The 17,031-nt window shown below is 47.6% G+C and carries 16 protein-coding genes; 1 reads left to right on the top strand and 15 read right to left on the bottom strand.

Annotated features, from left to right (window positions below):
* Nucleotides 1–20: 20 nt before the first annotated feature.
* The 15 genes from V1467_RS11335 to leuS all read right to left on the bottom strand — a co-directional run bounded on the left by V1467_RS11335 (nt 21) and on the right by leuS (nt 14,552).
* Complete coding sequence (locus V1467_RS11335) at nt 21–503, bottom strand: SprT family zinc-dependent metalloprotease (RefSeq protein ID WP_416305085.1); 483 nt, start codon at nt 501–503, stop codon at nt 21–23.
* 37 nt (nt 504–540) lie between these two features.
* Nucleotides 541–1,503 carry a lipoyl synthase gene (gene lipA, locus V1467_RS11330; protein ID WP_416305084.1) on the bottom strand — a complete coding sequence of 321 codons (963 nt, stop codon included), beginning with the start codon at nt 1,501–1,503 and terminating at the stop codon, nt 541–543.
* Nucleotides 1,496–2,080, bottom strand: coding sequence for a lipoyl(octanoyl) transferase LipB (lipB, locus tag V1467_RS11325; RefSeq protein WP_416308695.1), 585 nt, complete (start codon nt 2,078–2,080; stop codon nt 1,496–1,498). Before lipB ends, lipA begins: the two co-directional genes overlap by 8 nt.
* A gap of 92 nt (nt 2,081–2,172) precedes the next feature.
* A complete protein-coding gene (ybeD, locus tag V1467_RS11320) occupies nt 2,173–2,436 on the bottom strand; it encodes a DUF493 family protein YbeD (protein WP_416305083.1) in 264 nt (87 codons plus the stop codon).
* A 215-nt stretch (nt 2,437–2,651) separates the two neighbouring features.
* Nucleotides 2,652–3,821 carry a serine hydrolase gene (locus V1467_RS11315; protein ID WP_416305082.1) on the bottom strand — a complete coding sequence of 390 codons (1,170 nt, stop codon included), beginning with the start codon at nt 3,819–3,821 and terminating at the stop codon, nt 2,652–2,654.
* Between the two features lie 151 nt (nt 3,822–3,972).
* On the bottom strand, nt 3,973–4,788 hold the full coding sequence (locus V1467_RS11310; protein WP_416305081.1) for a septal ring lytic transglycosylase RlpA family protein: 816 nt from the start codon (nt 4,786–4,788) through the stop codon (nt 3,973–3,975).
* Nucleotides 4,785–5,768, bottom strand: coding sequence for a lytic murein transglycosylase B (gene mltB, locus V1467_RS11305; protein ID WP_416305080.1), 984 nt, complete (start codon nt 5,766–5,768; stop codon nt 4,785–4,787). The genes V1467_RS11310 and mltB overlap by 4 nt, the downstream gene beginning before the upstream one ends.
* A gap of 25 nt (nt 5,769–5,793) precedes the next feature.
* Entirely contained in the window at nt 5,794–6,909 is a 1,116-nt protein-coding gene (gene rodA / locus V1467_RS11300) for a rod shape-determining protein RodA (protein ID WP_416305079.1), read from the bottom strand.
* Entirely contained in the window at nt 6,896–8,773 is a 1,878-nt protein-coding gene (gene mrdA, locus V1467_RS11295; RefSeq protein WP_416305078.1) for a penicillin-binding protein 2, read from the bottom strand. The genes rodA and mrdA overlap by 14 nt, the downstream gene beginning before the upstream one ends.
* A 10-nt stretch (nt 8,774–8,783) precedes the next feature.
* Nucleotides 8,784–9,254: a 23S rRNA (pseudouridine(1915)-N(3))-methyltransferase RlmH gene (gene rlmH, locus V1467_RS11290; protein WP_416305077.1), complete on the bottom strand. Its 471-nt coding sequence runs from the start codon at nt 9,252–9,254 to the stop codon at nt 8,784–8,786.
* A gap of 21 nt (nt 9,255–9,275) precedes the next feature.
* Nucleotides 9,276–9,593: a ribosome silencing factor gene (rsfS, locus tag V1467_RS11285; RefSeq protein ID WP_416305076.1), complete on the bottom strand. Its 318-nt coding sequence runs from the start codon at nt 9,591–9,593 to the stop codon at nt 9,276–9,278.
* Nucleotides 9,594–9,789: 196 nt separating this feature from the next.
* Nucleotides 9,790–10,425, bottom strand: coding sequence for a nicotinate-nucleotide adenylyltransferase (nadD, locus tag V1467_RS11280; protein WP_416305075.1), 636 nt, complete (start codon nt 10,423–10,425; stop codon nt 9,790–9,792).
* On the bottom strand, nt 10,425–11,459 hold the full coding sequence (holA, locus tag V1467_RS11275; protein ID WP_416305074.1) for a DNA polymerase III subunit delta: 1,035 nt from the start codon (nt 11,457–11,459) through the stop codon (nt 10,425–10,427). Before holA ends, nadD begins: the two co-directional genes overlap by 1 nt.
* Entirely contained in the window at nt 11,459–11,932 is a 474-nt protein-coding gene (lptE, locus tag V1467_RS11270) for an LPS assembly lipoprotein LptE (RefSeq protein ID WP_416305073.1), read from the bottom strand. Before lptE ends, holA begins: the two co-directional genes overlap by 1 nt.
* A gap of 31 nt (nt 11,933–11,963) precedes the next feature.
* Nucleotides 11,964–14,552: a leucine--tRNA ligase gene (gene leuS, locus V1467_RS11265; RefSeq protein ID WP_416305072.1), complete on the bottom strand. Its 2,589-nt coding sequence runs from the start codon at nt 14,550–14,552 to the stop codon at nt 11,964–11,966.
* 185 nt (nt 14,553–14,737) lie between these two features.
* Between leuS and V1467_RS11260 the strand changes: the two genes are divergently transcribed.
* Nucleotides 14,738–16,912: a M3 family metallopeptidase gene (locus tag V1467_RS11260; RefSeq protein WP_416305071.1), complete on the top strand. Its 2,175-nt coding sequence runs from the start codon at nt 14,738–14,740 to the stop codon at nt 16,910–16,912.
* Nucleotides 16,913–17,031: the final 119 nt, after the last annotated feature.

Below are 17,031 nucleotides of genomic sequence, written 5' to 3'. Positions count from 1 at the left end.
TTGTTTGTCCCGAGCTGGGGTTAACTATGCTGTAAAAGTTGTCCACAACGACGACATTGATAAGTCACACCCGCCTTTACCTTGTTGTGCCGTCGTATCGATAGCTGGTGAGACTGGCAGCCACATCGATAATCAAACACTTTGCCCTGTACTTTACTAACATCCATGCTATGCCGGGTTTTGGCGGGCAGTTGATACAGGTCCGTCATTAACTTCTGCCATTCACTGCCGTGAGGACGCACTTTTCCGTATAGCTGATGAACCAACAGATGACAGATTTCATGAGGTACCACATGGTCAATAAACTGGTCTGAATTATCGGCCAATAACACCGGATTGAAGCGCAGTTCGTTGGTTTGTAAACGGGCTGAACCGGCAATTTTACCCCGTTGATTAAAACGTACAAGGGGACGGGGAAAGCTTTGTTGTAACTGCTGTTCGGCATGCAGATAGCATTGCTCAACCTGCCGGATAACTCGTTGTTGCAGATGTTGATCCGGCATATTGACTATCCTGTTAGCAAGTTAACCTGAACTCAGGTTACTTAACTTGTTCACCGGCGGCCTGTTTATCGGCGTGGTAGCTGGAGCGGACCAGCGGGCCACAAGCAGCGTGAGTAAATCCTAGTTGTTCGGCTTGTACTCTTAGTTCATCAAACTCGTCAGGATGCACATAACGCTTGACCGGATAATGATGGCGGCTGGGTTGTAAATACTGGCCTAGTGTCAGCATGTCCACGTCATGTTCACGCAAATCTTTTAGAACCTGCAGCATCTCTTCCTTGTTTTCACCCATACCCATCATCAAGCCCGATTTTGTCGCTATTTCAGGATGCTGGGCTTTAAACTTCTTGAGTAATTCCAATGACCATTTGTAATTTGCACCGGGCCGGCATTCGCGATACAGGCTGGGAATGGTCTCCAGATTGTGGTTAAACACGTCCGGTACGCCTTGCTTGAATATTTCCAGCGCCCTGTCCATACGGCCACGGAAATCCGGAACCAATACTTCAATTTTGGTTGCAGGACTGTGCTGACGAATGGCATTGATACAGTCGACAAAATGCTGGGCACCACCATCGCGCAGATCATCGCGATCTACCGAGGTGATCACCACATATTTAAGGCGCATTTCGGCAATGGTTTTAGCCAGCTTTTCGGGTTCTTCTGCACTGGGAGGCAAGGGTTTACCATGCGCCACGTCACAGAACGGACAACGTCGGGTACAAATATCACCCAGGATCATAAAGGTCGCCGTGCCGTGATTGAAACACTCGGCCAGATTAGGGCAGGAGGCTTCTTCACAGACTGAATGCAGCTTATTTTTACGCAGGGTTGCCTTAATATGATCAATACGTTCGGTTTGCGCCGGAAGTTTGATTTTTATCCACTCCGGTTTGCGCAGCATTTGTTCCCGCTCGGTAGGCACAATAGTGACGGGAATGTGCTCAACTTTGCGTTCATCACGAAGTTTTTCGCCTGCTTGTACACGTACTTTATTCATCAAATCCTTCCCGAAAATCAATTTGAGTAATGGATAACTGCTGACAGAATTGCTGCACCAGTTTGCCGGATGCTTCTTGCATGGTTTGCGGACCACCCTGTTGGTGGCAGTCTGTCATAGTTAAACCGGCGTATCCACATGGATTAATGCGCAAAAACGGGGTCAAATCCATATTCACATTCAGCGCCAGGCCGTGAAAGGAACATCCTTTTCTGATCCGTAAGCCGATTGAGCAGATTTTCTGCTGTTGCACATAAACCCCCGGCGCATCTGCTTTGGGATAAGCCTGTATATTATAAGGCGCCAACAGATTTACAATGCTGTTTTCCAGTTCGGTCACTAACTGACGTACTCCCAGCTTGCGACGTTTAATATTCAGTAAAACATACATCATCTGCTGACCATGGCCGTGGTAGGTTACCTGTCCACCCCGATCGACCTTAACCACCGGGATATCGCCGGGGGCGAGCAGATGTTCTTCTTTACCGGCCTGGCCCTGGGTAAAAACAGGGTGATGTTCAACGAGCCAAATTTCATCAGGGCTACTTTCTGTGCGCTGATCGGTAAAGCGCTGCATGCTTTGCCAAATGGGCAAATAATCTTGCTGACCTAACTGACGAACAATTATTTGCTGATTGGTTGATTGACTATTCAAGGCTCAGGACAGGGCTAGAGTACGACGCGAACCAGCTCTAGATTAGCTAGCTCAGTATAAATCAGTTCCATATGCTCTTTGCTGGTGACTCTAACGCTAACAGACACCGAGTGATAGTTACCTTTAGGGCTAGGTTTAACCGTTGGATTGTAGTCCCCGGGAGCATGGTTCTGCAAACAGCCTATGACATCATCTGGAAGGCGTTCATGGGCCACTCCCATAACCTTAAATGTCTGGAAACAAGGGAAATCCAATAGTTGGTCGAAATGGGTATCCAATGGCGGCTCTCCGTTTAACCGAAATGTATTATATCAGGCGCGCGATTATACCTTCTAATGCAAGCAAGTTGTATGGCTAACGTATTTTATAAGGTTTAAAACTGTAAGCTTTATCGGCGAACAGAGTAACGAACTTTTAACAAGCCAAGTCTTATAATCAAAAAGAGAGCCAATCGGCTCTCTTGACAGGATTACACTTTATAGGCTGAAATTCGTTATTCACCCATACCCAGTTGCAGTTTAATGTAGTCGATCATGCGACCAAAGAAGCCACCTTCCTGAACTTCCTGCAATGCCACCAGCGGGTATTCGGCAATTTCTTCACCTTCCAGTTGCAAGTGCAACGTGCCAACCACTTCGCCTTTGGCCAGGGGAGCTTCAAGTTTTTTATCCAGCTTAAAGTTGGCTTGCAGATTTTTGCGCTGGCCGCGAGGAATAGTGATGGGAGTATCATTCATAATACCCAAATCGACGGTCTCTTTGTCACCCATGTAAATTCGCTGGGAGACAAAACTTTCACCGGCCGCATAAGGCACGATGGTTTCATAGTAACGGAAACCATATTTGAGCAGCTTCTTGTTCTCGATTTTTCTGGCGCGCTCGCTTTCGGTACCCATGACAACGGCAATTAAGCGCATATCGCCTTGGGTTGCCGATGACACCAGACTGTATCCGGCACCAGAAGTATGGCCAGTCTTGATTCCGTCGACGTTGAGGCTCTTGTCCCATAGCAGACTATTACGGTTATATTGCTTGATGTCGTTGTAGGTAAATTCTTTTTCGCTATACACCTTGTATTCATTAGGCAAGTCGGCAACCAGATGACGGGCCAGTGTCGCCATATCGCGGGGCGTTGTATAGTGATCAGGATCGTCCAGGCCATGGCTGTTCATAAAATGGCTGGAGGGCATGCCCAGTTTACTGGCATAAGCATTCATCATATCGGCAAAGGCGCTTTCGCTGCCGGCAATATGCTCGGCCATGGCGACACAGGCATCATTGCCTGATTGAACGATGATGCCCTGGTTAAGCTGTTTAACCGGTACTTTGGTGCCGACTTCAATAAACATCTTTGATGAATCGGGGAAGTTTTTAGCCCAGGCATTCTCCGAAATAGTGACCAAATCGGTATCCTTGATCCTGCCATTTTTAATTTCATCGCCGATGATATAACTGGTCATCATTTTGGTCAGGCTGGCTGGCGCCAGCTGAATATCGGCATTTTGCTCCGCAATAATAGTGCCGGTAGTGGCATCAAGTAAAATATAACCTTTGGCGTTAATAGTAGGAGAAGGAGGAATGATAACGGCTAGAGCTTGAGCACTATTAACGAGCAAAATCGCCGGAATAATTAATTTAGCGAGGAGAGATTTTATTTTGAGCATTATTCTTCCATATGTGAATTGATGAATGGGCTAACGAAACGCGCCACAATATATCATTTTTATTAATAAATATGAGGCTTAGCCGCGGATTTTTTTGGCTATTCGCCAATAAGACTATAGTTTTGCTAAAAAGTTTGCTCTTCTGACGGTTTTATTGCGGTGCATATAAGGTAAATGCATTTGGATAGCCGTCATGTTTTAACCGTTTTAGCAGTTCATTGGCCGCCTGTTCATCGGCAAGCGGGCCCAGTCGCAGGCGATACAGGCCGTTTTCTGCCGGAGTATGCGCCCCAACCTGATAAAGGACGGTCAGGCCTTTGGCAATCTGGTTAATCTTGTGACTATCCTGCAGTGCCGCTACCTGAATAAAAAGTGCTTTATTCGAATCCGTCTTAGTCTGGGCCGGTGGCGCTATAGGTTCACCCGCAACTAGCATATTGCCTTGCTGATCAACAGTTATCACGTCAAGGCGAATATTGGTCACGCCATGTTTAAGCATATCCAGTTTTTTGGCCGCCGCATAAGAAACATCGATAAGTCGATGGCCATGGAAAGGGCCACGGTCATTGACGCGCACGATAACCTGTTTATTGTTGGCCAAATTGGTAATACGTGCATAACTTGGCAATGGCAAGGTTTTGTGTGCGGCTGACATTTGATACATATCGTAGGTTTCGCCATTCGCTGTGAGATGCCCGTGAAATTTTTGCCCATACCATGATGCTTGTCCGGTAGCGGAATAACGGCGCGCCTGATCCGCGTTCATCGGTGTGTAGGTCTGACCTAGCACACTATATTGACGCAGGCTCGCAGCATAATGGGCTTCGTAGCGGGGGGTAGCATCCGACTGGGAAATATTATCCGGTAATGTATGCGGGGCAGAATCATTACGTTGATGATAACGGCCATAGTTGCTGGCACAACCACCGAGCAACATTACCCATAAAAGTAGCCAGGTTAATTTCATATCTGCTGTTGTCGCTGCTGTTTTATTTGCTGACTGAGCTGATACACCGCCATGGCATACAGCGGGCTGTGGTTGTAGCGGGTAATAGTATAGAAATTGTTTAAACCGACCCAGTATTCATGACCTTGGCTTAAATCAAACTGCAGCAACTTGACCGGAGTATGGTTATCCAGAGAACCATCAATACTGATCCCCCGGCGCTGCACTTGCTGCCATTGATGTTCAGGTTTGAGATTTTTGGACAATAATGATTCGACGTCTGAATTGGTTAATTTTGCCTTGAACGCCACAGGTTGACCTTTTTTCCAGCCATTTTTTTGAAAGTAATTTGCCACACTGCCGATGGCGTCTTCGGGATTATTCAGCAGGTCACGAATACTGTCCTGATCAAAATCAACCGCGTAATGGCGATAACTGGATGCGATAAACTGTCCCCATCCCATTGCACCGGCATAGGAGCCCTGAATTAATCTGGGATCGAATTTTTCTTCGCGGCACAATAACAGGAACTGTTCCAACTCTGAGGTAAAGAACTTGGCTCTGGCCGGATAGTGAAAACCTAATGTATACAGTGAATCCAGTACCGAATGGTTGCCCTGATGGGTACCGAAATTACTTTCCACACCAAGAATAGCGACAATGATTTCAGCCGGAACACCGCTTTGCTGCTCTGCTTTTTGCAGGGCTTCGGCATGTTTTAGCCAAAACTCGACACCGTCGTTACGCCTTTTTTCAGTCAGAAAAATCGGATAATACTGGTACCAGGGTTTGGCTTCCCAGGGGCGCTGGATAGCATCAATAATGGTTTGCTGCTTGTGGGTTGTCTGGAGTAACTCGGTAAGCTGCGCAGCATCAAACTGGTGTTTGCTGACCATCCGGTCAACAAAGGTCTGTTGCGCGGCGGGTAAGGGAGAGTTGGCTAATACCGAACAAGCCAGCAATAACTGGCTGAAACAGCCTATTTTTATTAACAGTCGCATGTAAAGGACATCCACCTTGTTATTGTTATCGGGATAAAAGTCGTTTCTGGGTGCCTATGGCCATTAAAATACCAAACCCGGCCAGCAAGGTCACCATGGATGTGCCACCGTAACTGACCAGCGGCAAGGGAACTCCCACCACAGGCAGAATACCGGATACCATGCCCATATTGACGAATACATATACGAAAAAGGTCAGGGTTATGCTGCCAGCCAGCAGTTTGCTGTAGGCATCCTGAGCGCGCATCGCAATGAGCATACCGCGCACAATAATAAACAGGTAGATCGTCAGTAATGCCAGAATACCCACCAGCCCAAATTCTTCACTGAAGACCGAAAAAATAAAGTCGGTATGGCGCTCGGGTAAAAACTCCAGCTGCGATTGGGTACCGTGCAGCCAGCCTTTACCTTGCAATCCTCCCGAACCAATCGCAATTTGTGACTGAATTATATGATAACCGCTATTGAGCGGATCGCTTTCCGGATTAAGAAAAGTGAGTACCCGTTGTTTCTGGTAATCCTGCATCAGGAAAAACCACATGATTGGGGCAAAACCGGAACCCATTGCGGCTAACGTAGCCAGTAATTTCCAACTCATACCGGCCAGAAAAATCACAAAAATACCGGAACTGGCGATCAGTAAAGACGTCCCCAGATCCGGCTGTTTGGCAATTAACAGGGTAGGGATAGTAACCAGTACAAACCCGATAAACACATGTTGTAGTCTAGGTGGCAGATTGTAGCGACTGATATACCAGGCCACCATCATAGGTACCGCCAGTTTCATGATTTCCGAAGGTTGAAAGCGCATAAAACCTAAGTCCAGCCAGCGCTGTGCGCCTTTTCCGATAGTACCTATCACCAATACTGCCACCAGCATGGCGATCCCGACGATATAGAAATAAATGGATACGCGACGATAGGCCATGGGAGGAATTTGCGCCATAACAACCATCACCAGCAAGGCAAAACCCAGTCGAATTAACTGCCGATAGATCAGGTCCATATCCTGTCCACCGGCAGAATAGATTACAAACAGGCCGATACACATCAAAATGACCAGTCCGCTGAGTAAAATACCGTCAATATGGAAGCGGCCCAGCGGAGAAAGTTTATCGGGATTAAGTTTACTGCGTAGCATTTGCCGCTTCCTCCGGTTTGGGAAAATAGTAGTCCATTACGGCCCGAGCGACAGGGGCCGCCTGCGAGCCACCATGTCCGGCATTTTCTACCACTATGGTGAGCACCATTTGCGGATTTTCATAAGGCGCAAAACCTACATACATAGCGTTATCCCGTAAATGGGCGGCGAGTTTTTCAGCATCGTATTTTTCATCTTCGGCAATACCGACAAGTTGGGCAGTGCCGGTTTTACCCGCCGATACATAGTGGGTATGAGCAAAGGCCTTGTAGCCGGTGCCTCCCACGCGGTTTACTACGCCATACATGGCATCCAGAACGGTATCCCAGTGTTTTTCATCATTTAATATGATTGGCATATTTTCTTTAGGTGGATACAAAATCTGCTGTTCATCGGTTTTGTAGCCGCGAATGACTTGTGGCGTATAGGAATGACCACGATCAACCAGAGTGCTGACAGACTGGGCCAACTGCAATGGCGTTGCTGTCCAGTAACCCTGGCCAATTCCCACTGGTATGGTGTCTCCTATATACCAGGGTTTATTGTAACGGGCGCGTTTCCAGCCACGGCTGGGCATATTGGCATCAGACTCTTCATACAAATCGATGCCGGTATATTCGCCAAAGCCGAATTTACTCATTGTTTCACTTATGCGATCAATTCCCAGTCGATAGGCCAAATCATAGAAAAACGTATCGCAAGAAACCTCAATGGCTTTAGTAACATTTACCCAGCCATGCCCCCATGGTAACCAATCACGCCATGTGCGTGGACCATTTTTAATTTGATAGGTGCCCGGATCATAGACCCGGCTTTTATCGGTAATCACGCCTTCATTTAAACCAGCTAAAGCCAATTGCGGTTTGACCGTTGATGCGGGGGGGTACTGTCCTTGAGTGGCGCGATTAATCAAGGGACGGTCAGGAGAGTTCAACAAGTCGCTGTAATCCTTGCTGCTGATGCCATGCACAAACAGATTGGGGTCATAACTGGGATTGCTATACAACACCAAAACGCCACCGTCACGAGGATCGATCACCACCACCGAGCCACGATTTTCGCCTAGCGCCTGTTGTGCCACCTGTTGCATTTTAATGTCGATATTAAGCACAATATCGGTACCGGGAACCGGGGGTTGGAATTTTAGCGTGCGGATAATCCTGCCTTGGCTATTCACTTCCACTTCCTGATATCCCACTTCACCGTGCAACAGGGTTTCATGGTATTTTTCGACCCCCTGTTTACCTATGTCATAGGTCGCGGCGTAGTTGGCATCTTGTTCGGTTTCAACCAGTTTCTGCAAATCGCGTTTATTGATTTTAGCCACATAGCCCAGGACATGGGTGAGAGCATCACCGTATGGATAGTAGCGTTTAAGGCGTGCTTCTACGCTGATACCCGGGTATTTATGCTGGTTAACTGAAAAAAGCGCCACCTGTTCCTGGGTCATGTTATTGATCAGCGCAACAGGCTTAAAACGCCGTTGACCTTTAAGATCTTTCTGAAAACTTTCAAGATCCTGTTCGTCAATGCCTAGCAATTCGGTCAGTTCTGTAATGACTTGTTGCAGATTATCACTTTGCTCAGGTACAACTTCGAGACGAAACACCGGTTTGTTATCCGCCAGCAAGGCGCCATTGCGGTCGTAAATTAACCCGCGGTTGGGCGCCACTGGCAGGACTTTAATGCGGTTACCGTTTGAGCGGGTCTGATAGTCATCATGACGGGTCACTTGCAGATAGTATAAATTGCTAATCAGTACTGCCAGAGCAATAAAAATTATCAGTAACGCAATCACCGAACGGCGGGCAAATAAATTTGCTTCGGCGGTGTGGTCTCTTATTGTTATTCTTTTTGACGCCACCTATGACAACCTATTCTCTGTGGTAGGGATGATTATTATTTAAAGACCATCCTCGATACAAGCTTTCCGCCACCACGATTCGAACCAACGGGTGAGGTAACGTTAGAGGGGATAAAGACCATTTTTGTTCCGCGGCAGCGATACATTCTGGCGCCAGCCCTTCCGGACCACCAATGAGTAAACTCACATCACGTCCATCCATTAACCAATCGGCCATATTCTTCGCCAGCATCGGTGTTGTCCAGGGTCTCCCGGTGACTTCCAGTGTCACAATTCGATTCCCTTTGGGAATGGCGGCTAAGGTTTGCTGGCCTTCTTTGTGCAGAATTCGGGCAATGTCGGCATTTTTTCCCCTTTTACCGGCCGGGATCTCGGTGAGTTGTAAAACAACGTCGGCATTAAGCCGACGTGCATATTCCTGATAGCCTTGTTCTACCCAAGCCGGCATTTTACTGCCTACCGCAATGATTTGGATACGCATGTCGTTAATTAGGTCGTGCTACTAACCCCAAAGTTTTTCTAGTTGATAAAAATCGCGGGTGTCATCCTGCATCACATGCAATACCACATTGCCCAAGTCCACCAATACCCATTCACCGGTATCCTGACCTTCAACGCCCAGAGGCGGTTCACCAGCGTGTTTGGCTTCGGTGATCACATTTTCGGCAATGGAGACGACGTGACGTTTGGAATTACCGGAACAAACGATCATGCAATCGGTAATAGTGGATTTGTCGGTGACATCCATCTGGATGATGTCACGGGCTTTCAGATCTTCAATTTTATCAATGACAAACTTGGTCAGTTGTTCGTTATCCAACAGTTTTTCCTTTAGACGGGATTAATTATACAGTTATAAGTTTATCACGAACTGGTTAACTGTATACCCATGCCACCTCGAAATGCGCGTTTCAGCGGGAATTTAAAGCCATTTAGACAAGGCGACGGTTTACAGGCTCAGGGGACTAAGTCAAAAATAGTCAACGCAGTATAAATGGCTTCAGAACCGGTTATTTTTAGGTGGCATGAGTATATAGGCCGTGTTGGCGTATATATTCTGCCACGGCGGGGTGCAGTAAATCTGATGGTGGCTGTCCTGCTGAAAGTTGCTGCCGGATCGCGGTGGCCGAAATATCAATTAGCTCCATTTCGGCAAAATGGATAATACCTGAACCTGTGTCATGCAGTGCATTTACGCTCTGGTTGGCTTGTTGGCCAACCAGCTTGTCCAGTACGCTGTTATGGGTTAACGCATAGCCGGGTCTGGCACAGACGATAATGTGGCTTAACTTCAGTATATCCTGCCAACGATACCAGCTATCGAAATGGTTAAATGCATCCATACCCATAAAAAAAGCTATTGACTGGTCTGGAAACTGTTGTCGAAATTCAGACAATGTATCAAAAGAATAGGAGGGCGTGTTACGGCGTAACTCCCGATCGTCGGCAGTAAATAGCGAATTATCCTGACAGGCCAGCCTAACCATCTCCAGCCGCTGTTGTGCGCCAACTGCTGGTGTCTGGCGGTGAGGCGGAATATGGCAAGGCAACAGATAAACCTGTTCGATCCGTAACTGGCCTGCTGCCTGGGCTACCGGTTGTAAATGTCCCTTGTGAATTGGATCAAAGGTGCCACCGAATATTGCCAGCATTAGGCATAGTCCAGCGCAATATTATCCAGTTGCATAGGCATAAAAAGTAGACATAAATGACTGATCTCGATAAACGGTCGCAAGATCGAACTTTGCTTTAATCCCTGATCCAGCGCCGCTAGTTTGGGCTGCATACGTTCCAGATCCTGCATCGATAATCGATTTAAAGCGGCAGAATAGAGCGACTGACGGCTTTGCCAGATCCGCATGCTTTTCCATAGCTGCCCGAGATTTTGTCCTTGCTGTTGGGCAAATTTGAGCTCGTAAAGGGTCTGCCATTCCCGGTTTAATGCCCAGAGGATCACAACAGGTTCGATTCCTTCACTTTCAAGCCGATATAGCATCCTGATCGTTTTAGTGATATCACCGGATAGCAGTACATCAACCAGTTGAAAAACGTTAAAACGCGCGTGATCGCCAACGGCTTTTTGAAGTTGTACAAAATCAATTTGGCCATCAGGGAACAGTAACGGCAATTTATCAATTTCCTGCTGGGCGGCGAGCAGATTACCTTCACAGTGTTCGGCCAATAACGCTACCGCTTCCGGACTGGTCCGGATTTGCCTGAGCTTTAAACGATTGGTAATCCATTGTTGCAACTGCCGACCTTCAACCGGATAGCAGGGCACATATACGCCTTGTTTGTCGAGAGTTTTAAACCATTTACTGTTTTGTACGTCACGGCCGATTTTATCGCCATGTAGTACAAATATTGTGTCGGGATTAGTGTGTTCGGCCAACGTTACCAAGGTTTTACTGCCTTCAGTACCGGGTTTACCGGTCGGCAGTTCTAGTTCGATAATTTGCCTATTGGAGAATAGTGACATTGATTGGCTGGCTTCAATCAGACTATACCATTGAAACTGGTTATCGACCTGTAGCGATTGACGCTCATCAAAACCTTGTTGCCTTGCGGCTGAGCGTAACTGTTCTATCGCCTCAATTTTCTGTTGTGGCTCGTCCCCAAATATCAGATAAAAAGGTTTTAACTGTCCGTTTAAATGTTCGCTAAAGCGATTAGGATAAATTTGCATTATTGCTGAGGATTTTGACTGCTGTGATTAGCCAGTTGGCGAATAATTTTGTCCGCCGCCTGGTTACGCATTTCTTTCATCACCAAATCCAGTTCTCTGGATTTGGCCAGCACCGCGTTGGGATCGTCCTGATATTCGCGCACAATATCAAATTCGAATATTTCGCCATCTGTTGCATCCGGCATAATCAACACATAGGTGACGGTATAGACCAGTTCATATTCCGCCACCTGACCTGTAGCAAACAGCGAGAGTAAGCGCCGCTCCAGATTATCCTTGACCAGTTTGAGTATTGGTAACGCCGGATCTTCGGGTTCGGTTACTGTTACCTTATGGTTATGCAACTTGGTTTTGACCGCCCGATACAAGGGATCGTACTGGCTAACCCCTTGCAGTTGTATAGTCTGAAATTCAGCCGGGATACTATTGGTACCGCGCAGCTTGAATCCGCAGCCTGTTAAGCTGAGGCACACTGCCAGAACCACCAACCGCGGCAACAACATTCTAGTTGGCCACGATGTTGACCAGCTTACCTGGTACATAAATGACTTTTCGGATGGTTTTGCCATCGGTAAATTGCTGGACATTGTCTTCGGCCAGCGCCTGTTGTTGAACCAATTCGGCTTCGGCATCGGCAGCCACGGTGATCTTGGCGCGTAGCTTACCGTTAACTTGCACTACCACCAGTTTTTCATCTTCAACCAGAGCCGCCGGGTCGGCGATGGGCCAACCTGATAATTCTACATCTGTTGTGTGGCCCAAATCCTGCCAAAGTATGTGGCAAACATGCGGGATGACCGGGGTCAGTAACTGCACTAACGCCGTGATCGCCTCATGCATCAAGGCTCTGTCCTGTTCAGTTTCCTGCGGCGCTTTTTGCAAGTGGTTTAGCAATTCCATCACCGCAGCGATGGCGGTGTTAAATGTCTGGCGACGACCGACATCATCGCTGACTTTGGCGATGGTCTTGTGCAATTCACGACGTAAGGTTTTTTGCTGCGCCGTTAGCGAGCTGATGACAAGTGGCTGTGTTTCACCCAGAGCGATATGAGCTTGTACCAGCTTCCAGAAACGTTTGATAAAGCGGTTCGCGCCCTCCACCCCAGAGTCAATCCATTCCAGCGTTTGTTCCGGTGGCGCGGCAAACATAGTAAACAAACGAATAGTATCCGCTCCGTACTGATCAATGACTTTTTGCGGATCAATACCATTGTTTTTCGATTTCGACATTTTGGTCATGCCGCCATGCTGCACTTCCTGGCCGTCGGTGCTTAACACCGCTTTGATAACTCGTCCCTTGTCGTCTTTTTCGATTTCAACATCGGCAGGGGAGTACCAGGTGGTTTTACCCGTCTGGTCAGTGCGGTAAAACGAGTCAGCTAACACCATGCCCTGGCATAGCAAACGCTTGAAAGGCTCGTTGCTTTGGACTAATCCTTCGTCGCGTAATAATTTGTGAAAAAAGCGTGAATACAATAAATGTAAAATGGCGTGCTCAATCCCGCCAACATACTGATCGACGGGCAGCCAATAATTGGCTTGGGCAGGATCGAGCATGGCCTGATCATTTTGAGCAGAACAATAACGGGCGTAATACCAGCTGGATTCCATAAAAGTATCGAAAGTATCGGTTTCGCGCAGTGCTGCTTGTCCCCGATATTCAGTTTTTGCCCACTCAGGATCCGCTTTAATCGGCGAAATAACACCGTCCATCACCACATCTTCGGGTAATTCTACCGGGAGTTGCTCGACCGGAACCGGCACTGATTCGCCGTTGTCCAGATTCAACATCGGAATAGGTGAGCCCCAATAACGCTGACGGGACACGCCCCAGTCGCGCAAACGATAATTGACCGTTTTTTTACCTTTGCCCTCGGCCATCAATTTGGCACAGATAGCGTTGAATGCGGCGTCGAATTCCAGACCGTCAAATTCGGCCGAATTAATCAGCTTGCCTTTTTCGGTGTAAGCCGCTTGAGTCAGGTCACATTCGGCTCCGTCATCCAGTGGCGCAATAACCTGCTTAATGTCGAGACCGTATTTACTGGCAAATTCCCAGTCTCGTTGATCGTGTCCAGGTACCGCCATAACAGCACCCGAGCCATAATTCATCAACACGAAATTGGCGACCCAGACCGGCACCTGTTCTCCGCTAATCGGATGGATGGCGGTGAGGCCAGTAGCACAACCTTTTTTCTCCATGGTGGCCAGTTCAGCTTCGGCCACTTTGGTGTTTTTGCATTCTTCAATGAAGGCGGCTAATTCGGCGTTGTTTTTGGCTGCTTCCAGTGCCAACGGATGTTGCGCAGCTAATGCAACATAAGTCACGCCCATCAAAGTATCCGGGCGAGTCGTATAGATATCGAAAGTCTTGTCACTGTTGGCCAAATTAAAGGTCATGTCCACGCCTTCGGAGCGACCGATCCAGTTTTTCTGCATCGCTACAACCTGTTCAGGCCATTCTTGCAAATCATCCAGCTCGGTTAACAGTTCTTCGGCATAGTCGGTGATTTTTATAAACCACTGCGGGATTTCTTTTTGTTCGACTAGTGCACCAGAACGCCAGCCGCGCCCGTCGATAACTTGCTCATTGGCCAATACGGTGTGATCGACAGGATCCCAGTTCACCGTGGCATTTTTCTTGTACACCAGGCCTTTTTCAAACAGACGGGTAAAGAACCATTGTTCCCAGCGATAATAATCTTTTTTGCAAGTGGCGACTTCGCGATCCCAGTCATAGCCAAAACCTAGCGATTTGAGCTGGTTTTTCATGTATTCAATATTGGAATAGGTCCATTTGGCCGGAGCGGTATGATTGGCAATCGCGGCATTTTCAGCGGGTAGCCCGAATGCGTCCCATCCCATGGGCTGCAGCACATTTTTGCCCTGCATGCGTTGATAACGGCTGATCACATCACCGATGGTGTAGTTGCGTACATGCCCCATATGCAGTCGTCCGCTGGGATAAGGGAACATTGAAAGGCAGTAATATTTCGGTTTACTGGCATCTTCAACGGCTTTGAAAACCTTATTTTGCTCCCAGTGTTGTTGAACGGCTTTTTCGATTTGCTGGGGGTTGTACTGTTTTTCCATCTGAATTAGGTTTCCAAAACTGTCGGATAAAAAGGGTGTATGAATTACCTAGAATACCTTAGCGCCGAGGTATGTCACAATAGTTGAGGTAACATATCGTAACCTAATTTGTTTTATTGTTTATTGTATGAACAAATTCGCGTCATTAAACTCGAAAACGGATTTAACAACTGGATGGAATAACAATGATAAATAAAAAATTCTTGAGTCTGTTTATTGCAGCTGCTCTTGCCGGTAATTTGGCAGCCTGTAATAAAGCCCCGGAAAATACTGTCGCCAGTAACCCGGCCCAACCTGCAGCAGAACAACCGGCTAACAGCAATCTGTTATTGGCTGAATTTAGTGGCCCTTATGGTGGTGTACCGGCTTTTGACAAGATGAACCTGGCTGATTTAAAGCCCGCACTTGAACAGGGAATGGCATTAAATGAAGCAGAAGTGGAGGCGATTGCCAATAATGCGGCTCCCGCGACTTTCGACAACACCATAGTAGCGCTGGAGCGCAGTGGCCAGGCATTGAATCGCGTATACAGCTATTACGGTATTTGGCGCAGCAATCAATCCAGTCCAGAATTTCGTGATATTCAGCGTGAAATGACGCCAATACTGTCTGCGTTCAATTCGCGTTTAACCCAGAATGACAAGCTGTTCCAGCGGATCAAAACCGTTTATCAAGGTGACGAGTACGCCACGCTTGGACTGGATCAGCAACGCCTGGTTAAACTGATTTATGATAGCTACGCGCGCAATGGCGCGACCTTAAGTGGTGAGGCAAAAGCGCGTTATGCTGCTATTGATCAGGAGTTGGCCAAACTTTACACCCAGTTTGGTAATAATGTCTTGGCGGATGAAGAAGGTTACGTCACCTACTTAACTCAGGATCAACTCGGCGGCCTACCTGACTCAGTGATTAGCGCTGCAGCGTCCGCTGCCGAACAGCGAGATAAAGTCGGGCAGTACGCTATCACCAACACCCGTTCTTCGATGGATCCTTTTTTGACTTTTTCCGACCAGCGAGATTTGCGCGAACAGGTTTGGCGTACCTATTACAACCGTGGTGATAACGGCGACGAGCACGATAATAATGCGATTATTGCCGAAATCCTGCAGTTGCGTGACGAGCGTGTGGCATTGCTGGGATATGACAATTACGCCCAGTGGCAACTGCAAAACCGTATGGCCAAAACGCCCGAGCGGGCAATGGCATTAATGGAATCGGTTTGGCCTGCAGCTATTGCCCGAGTCAAACAGGAAGTTGTCGATATGCAAGCGGTGGCCGATGCAGAGGGGGCCAATATCAAAATCGAACCCTGGGACTATCGCTATTATGCCGAGAAGGTGCGTCAACAGAAATATGATCTGGATTCTGATCAGGTGAAACAATATCTGCAGCTGGACAAACTGCGTGAAGCGATGTTTTACGTGGCAGGGCGATTGTTTAGTTTTGCCTTTACCCCGGTGCCTGAAGGATCGGTTCCGGTATTTCATCCAGACGTCAAAGTATGGGAAGTGACGGATAAAATCACGGGCGATAATATAGGTCTATGGTATCTGGATCCTTTTGCCCGCACCGGTAAACGTTCCGGTGCCTGGGCTACCAGTTATCGCAGTCATACCACTTTTGATGGTGACAAGAATGTGTTGTCATCCAACAATTCGAACTTTGTTAAAGGCGCAGCCGGTGAGCCGGTGCTGATTTCCTGGGATGATGCCGAAACCTATTTCCACGAATTCGGCCATGCCTTGCATTATTTATCCTCGGACGTGGCTTATCCAACTTTAAATGGCGGGGTGCGCGATTATACCGAGTTTCAGTCACAACTACTGGAGCGCTGGCTGACCACCGATGAGGTGATCGACAACTATCTGGTGCATTACAAAACGGGTGAGCCGATCCCGGCAGAGTTAGTCAAAAAAATCAAAAATGCCGCCACCTTTAATGAAGGATTCAAAACCACCGAATACCTGGCATCGGCATTGATTGATATGAAGCTGCACAGTATTGATCCTGCAGGAATTGATGTGGATAAATTTGAGCGCGAAACGCTGGCGGCGATGAATATGCCGGAGCAAATCGTTATGCGTCATCGTACTCCACAGTTTGGTCACGTGTTCTCCGGAGAGGGGTATGCAGCCGGCTACTACGGTTATATGTGGGCCGAAGTGCTAACTTCGGACGCGGCAGAAGCCTTTGCTGAAGCGCCGGGCGGATTTTATGATCAAGAGCTTGCCGATAAACTGGTTAAACATCTGTTCTCGGTACGTAATTCGGTCGATCCTGCGCAGGCATATCGTGAATTTCGCGGGCGTGATGCGGATGTGAAGGCGCTCATGCGTGATCGAGGTTTTCCGGTTAAATAATCTATTTAGCGCCTGAAATCAGTCTGATTCAGGCGTTTTTGCAGTTAAAAGTTTAAATATAGCCATAATCAAAAATCACAATCGTGTCTTGCTGGCAATTAGGCTAGCTTAGAAAGTCT

Source organism: Neptunicella plasticusilytica, assembly GCF_047922965.1.
Lineage (GTDB): Bacteria > Pseudomonadota > Gammaproteobacteria > Enterobacterales > Alteromonadaceae > Neptunicella > Neptunicella plasticusilytica.
Note: the sequence above shows the minus strand (reverse complement) of the source record. Positions and strands in the feature narration are given on the sequence as shown.

Coding starts and splice junctions, on each gene's coding strand:
- V1467_RS11335 (WP_416305085.1), bottom strand. CDS start 503: ATGCCGGATCAACATCTGCAACAACGAGTTATCCGGCAGGTTGAGCAA.
- lipA (WP_416305084.1), bottom strand. CDS start 1,503: ATGAATAAAGTACGTGTACAAGCAGGCGAAAAACTTCGTGATGAACGC.
- lipB (WP_416308695.1), bottom strand. CDS start 2,080: ATGCAGCGCTTTACCGATCAGCGCACAGAAAGTAGCCCTGATGAAATT.
- V1467_RS11315 (WP_416305082.1), bottom strand. CDS start 3,821: ATGCTCAAAATAAAATCTCTCCTCGCTAAATTAATTATTCCGGCGATT.
- V1467_RS11310 (WP_416305081.1), bottom strand. CDS start 4,788: ATGAAATTAACCTGGCTACTTTTATGGGTAATGTTGCTCGGTGGTTGT.
- mltB (WP_416305080.1), bottom strand. CDS start 5,768: ATGCGACTGTTAATAAAAATAGGCTGTTTCAGCCAGTTATTGCTGGCT.
- rodA (WP_416305079.1), bottom strand. CDS start 6,909: ATGCTACGCAGTAAACTTAATCCCGATAAACTTTCTCCGCTGGGCCGC.
- rlmH (WP_416305077.1), bottom strand. CDS start 9,254: ATGCGTATCCAAATCATTGCGGTAGGCAGTAAAATGCCGGCTTGGGTA.
- nadD (WP_416305075.1), bottom strand. CDS start 10,425: ATGCTGGCAATATTCGGTGGCACCTTTGATCCAATTCACAAGGGACAT.
- holA (WP_416305074.1), bottom strand. CDS start 11,459: ATGCAAATTTATCCTAATCGCTTTAGCGAACATTTAAACGGACAGTTA.
- leuS (WP_416305072.1), bottom strand. CDS start 14,552: ATGGAAAAACAGTACAACCCCCAGCAAATCGAAAAAGCCGTTCAACAA.
- V1467_RS11260 (WP_416305071.1), top strand. CDS start 14,738: ATGATAAATAAAAAATTCTTGAGTCTGTTTATTGCAGCTGCTCTTGCC.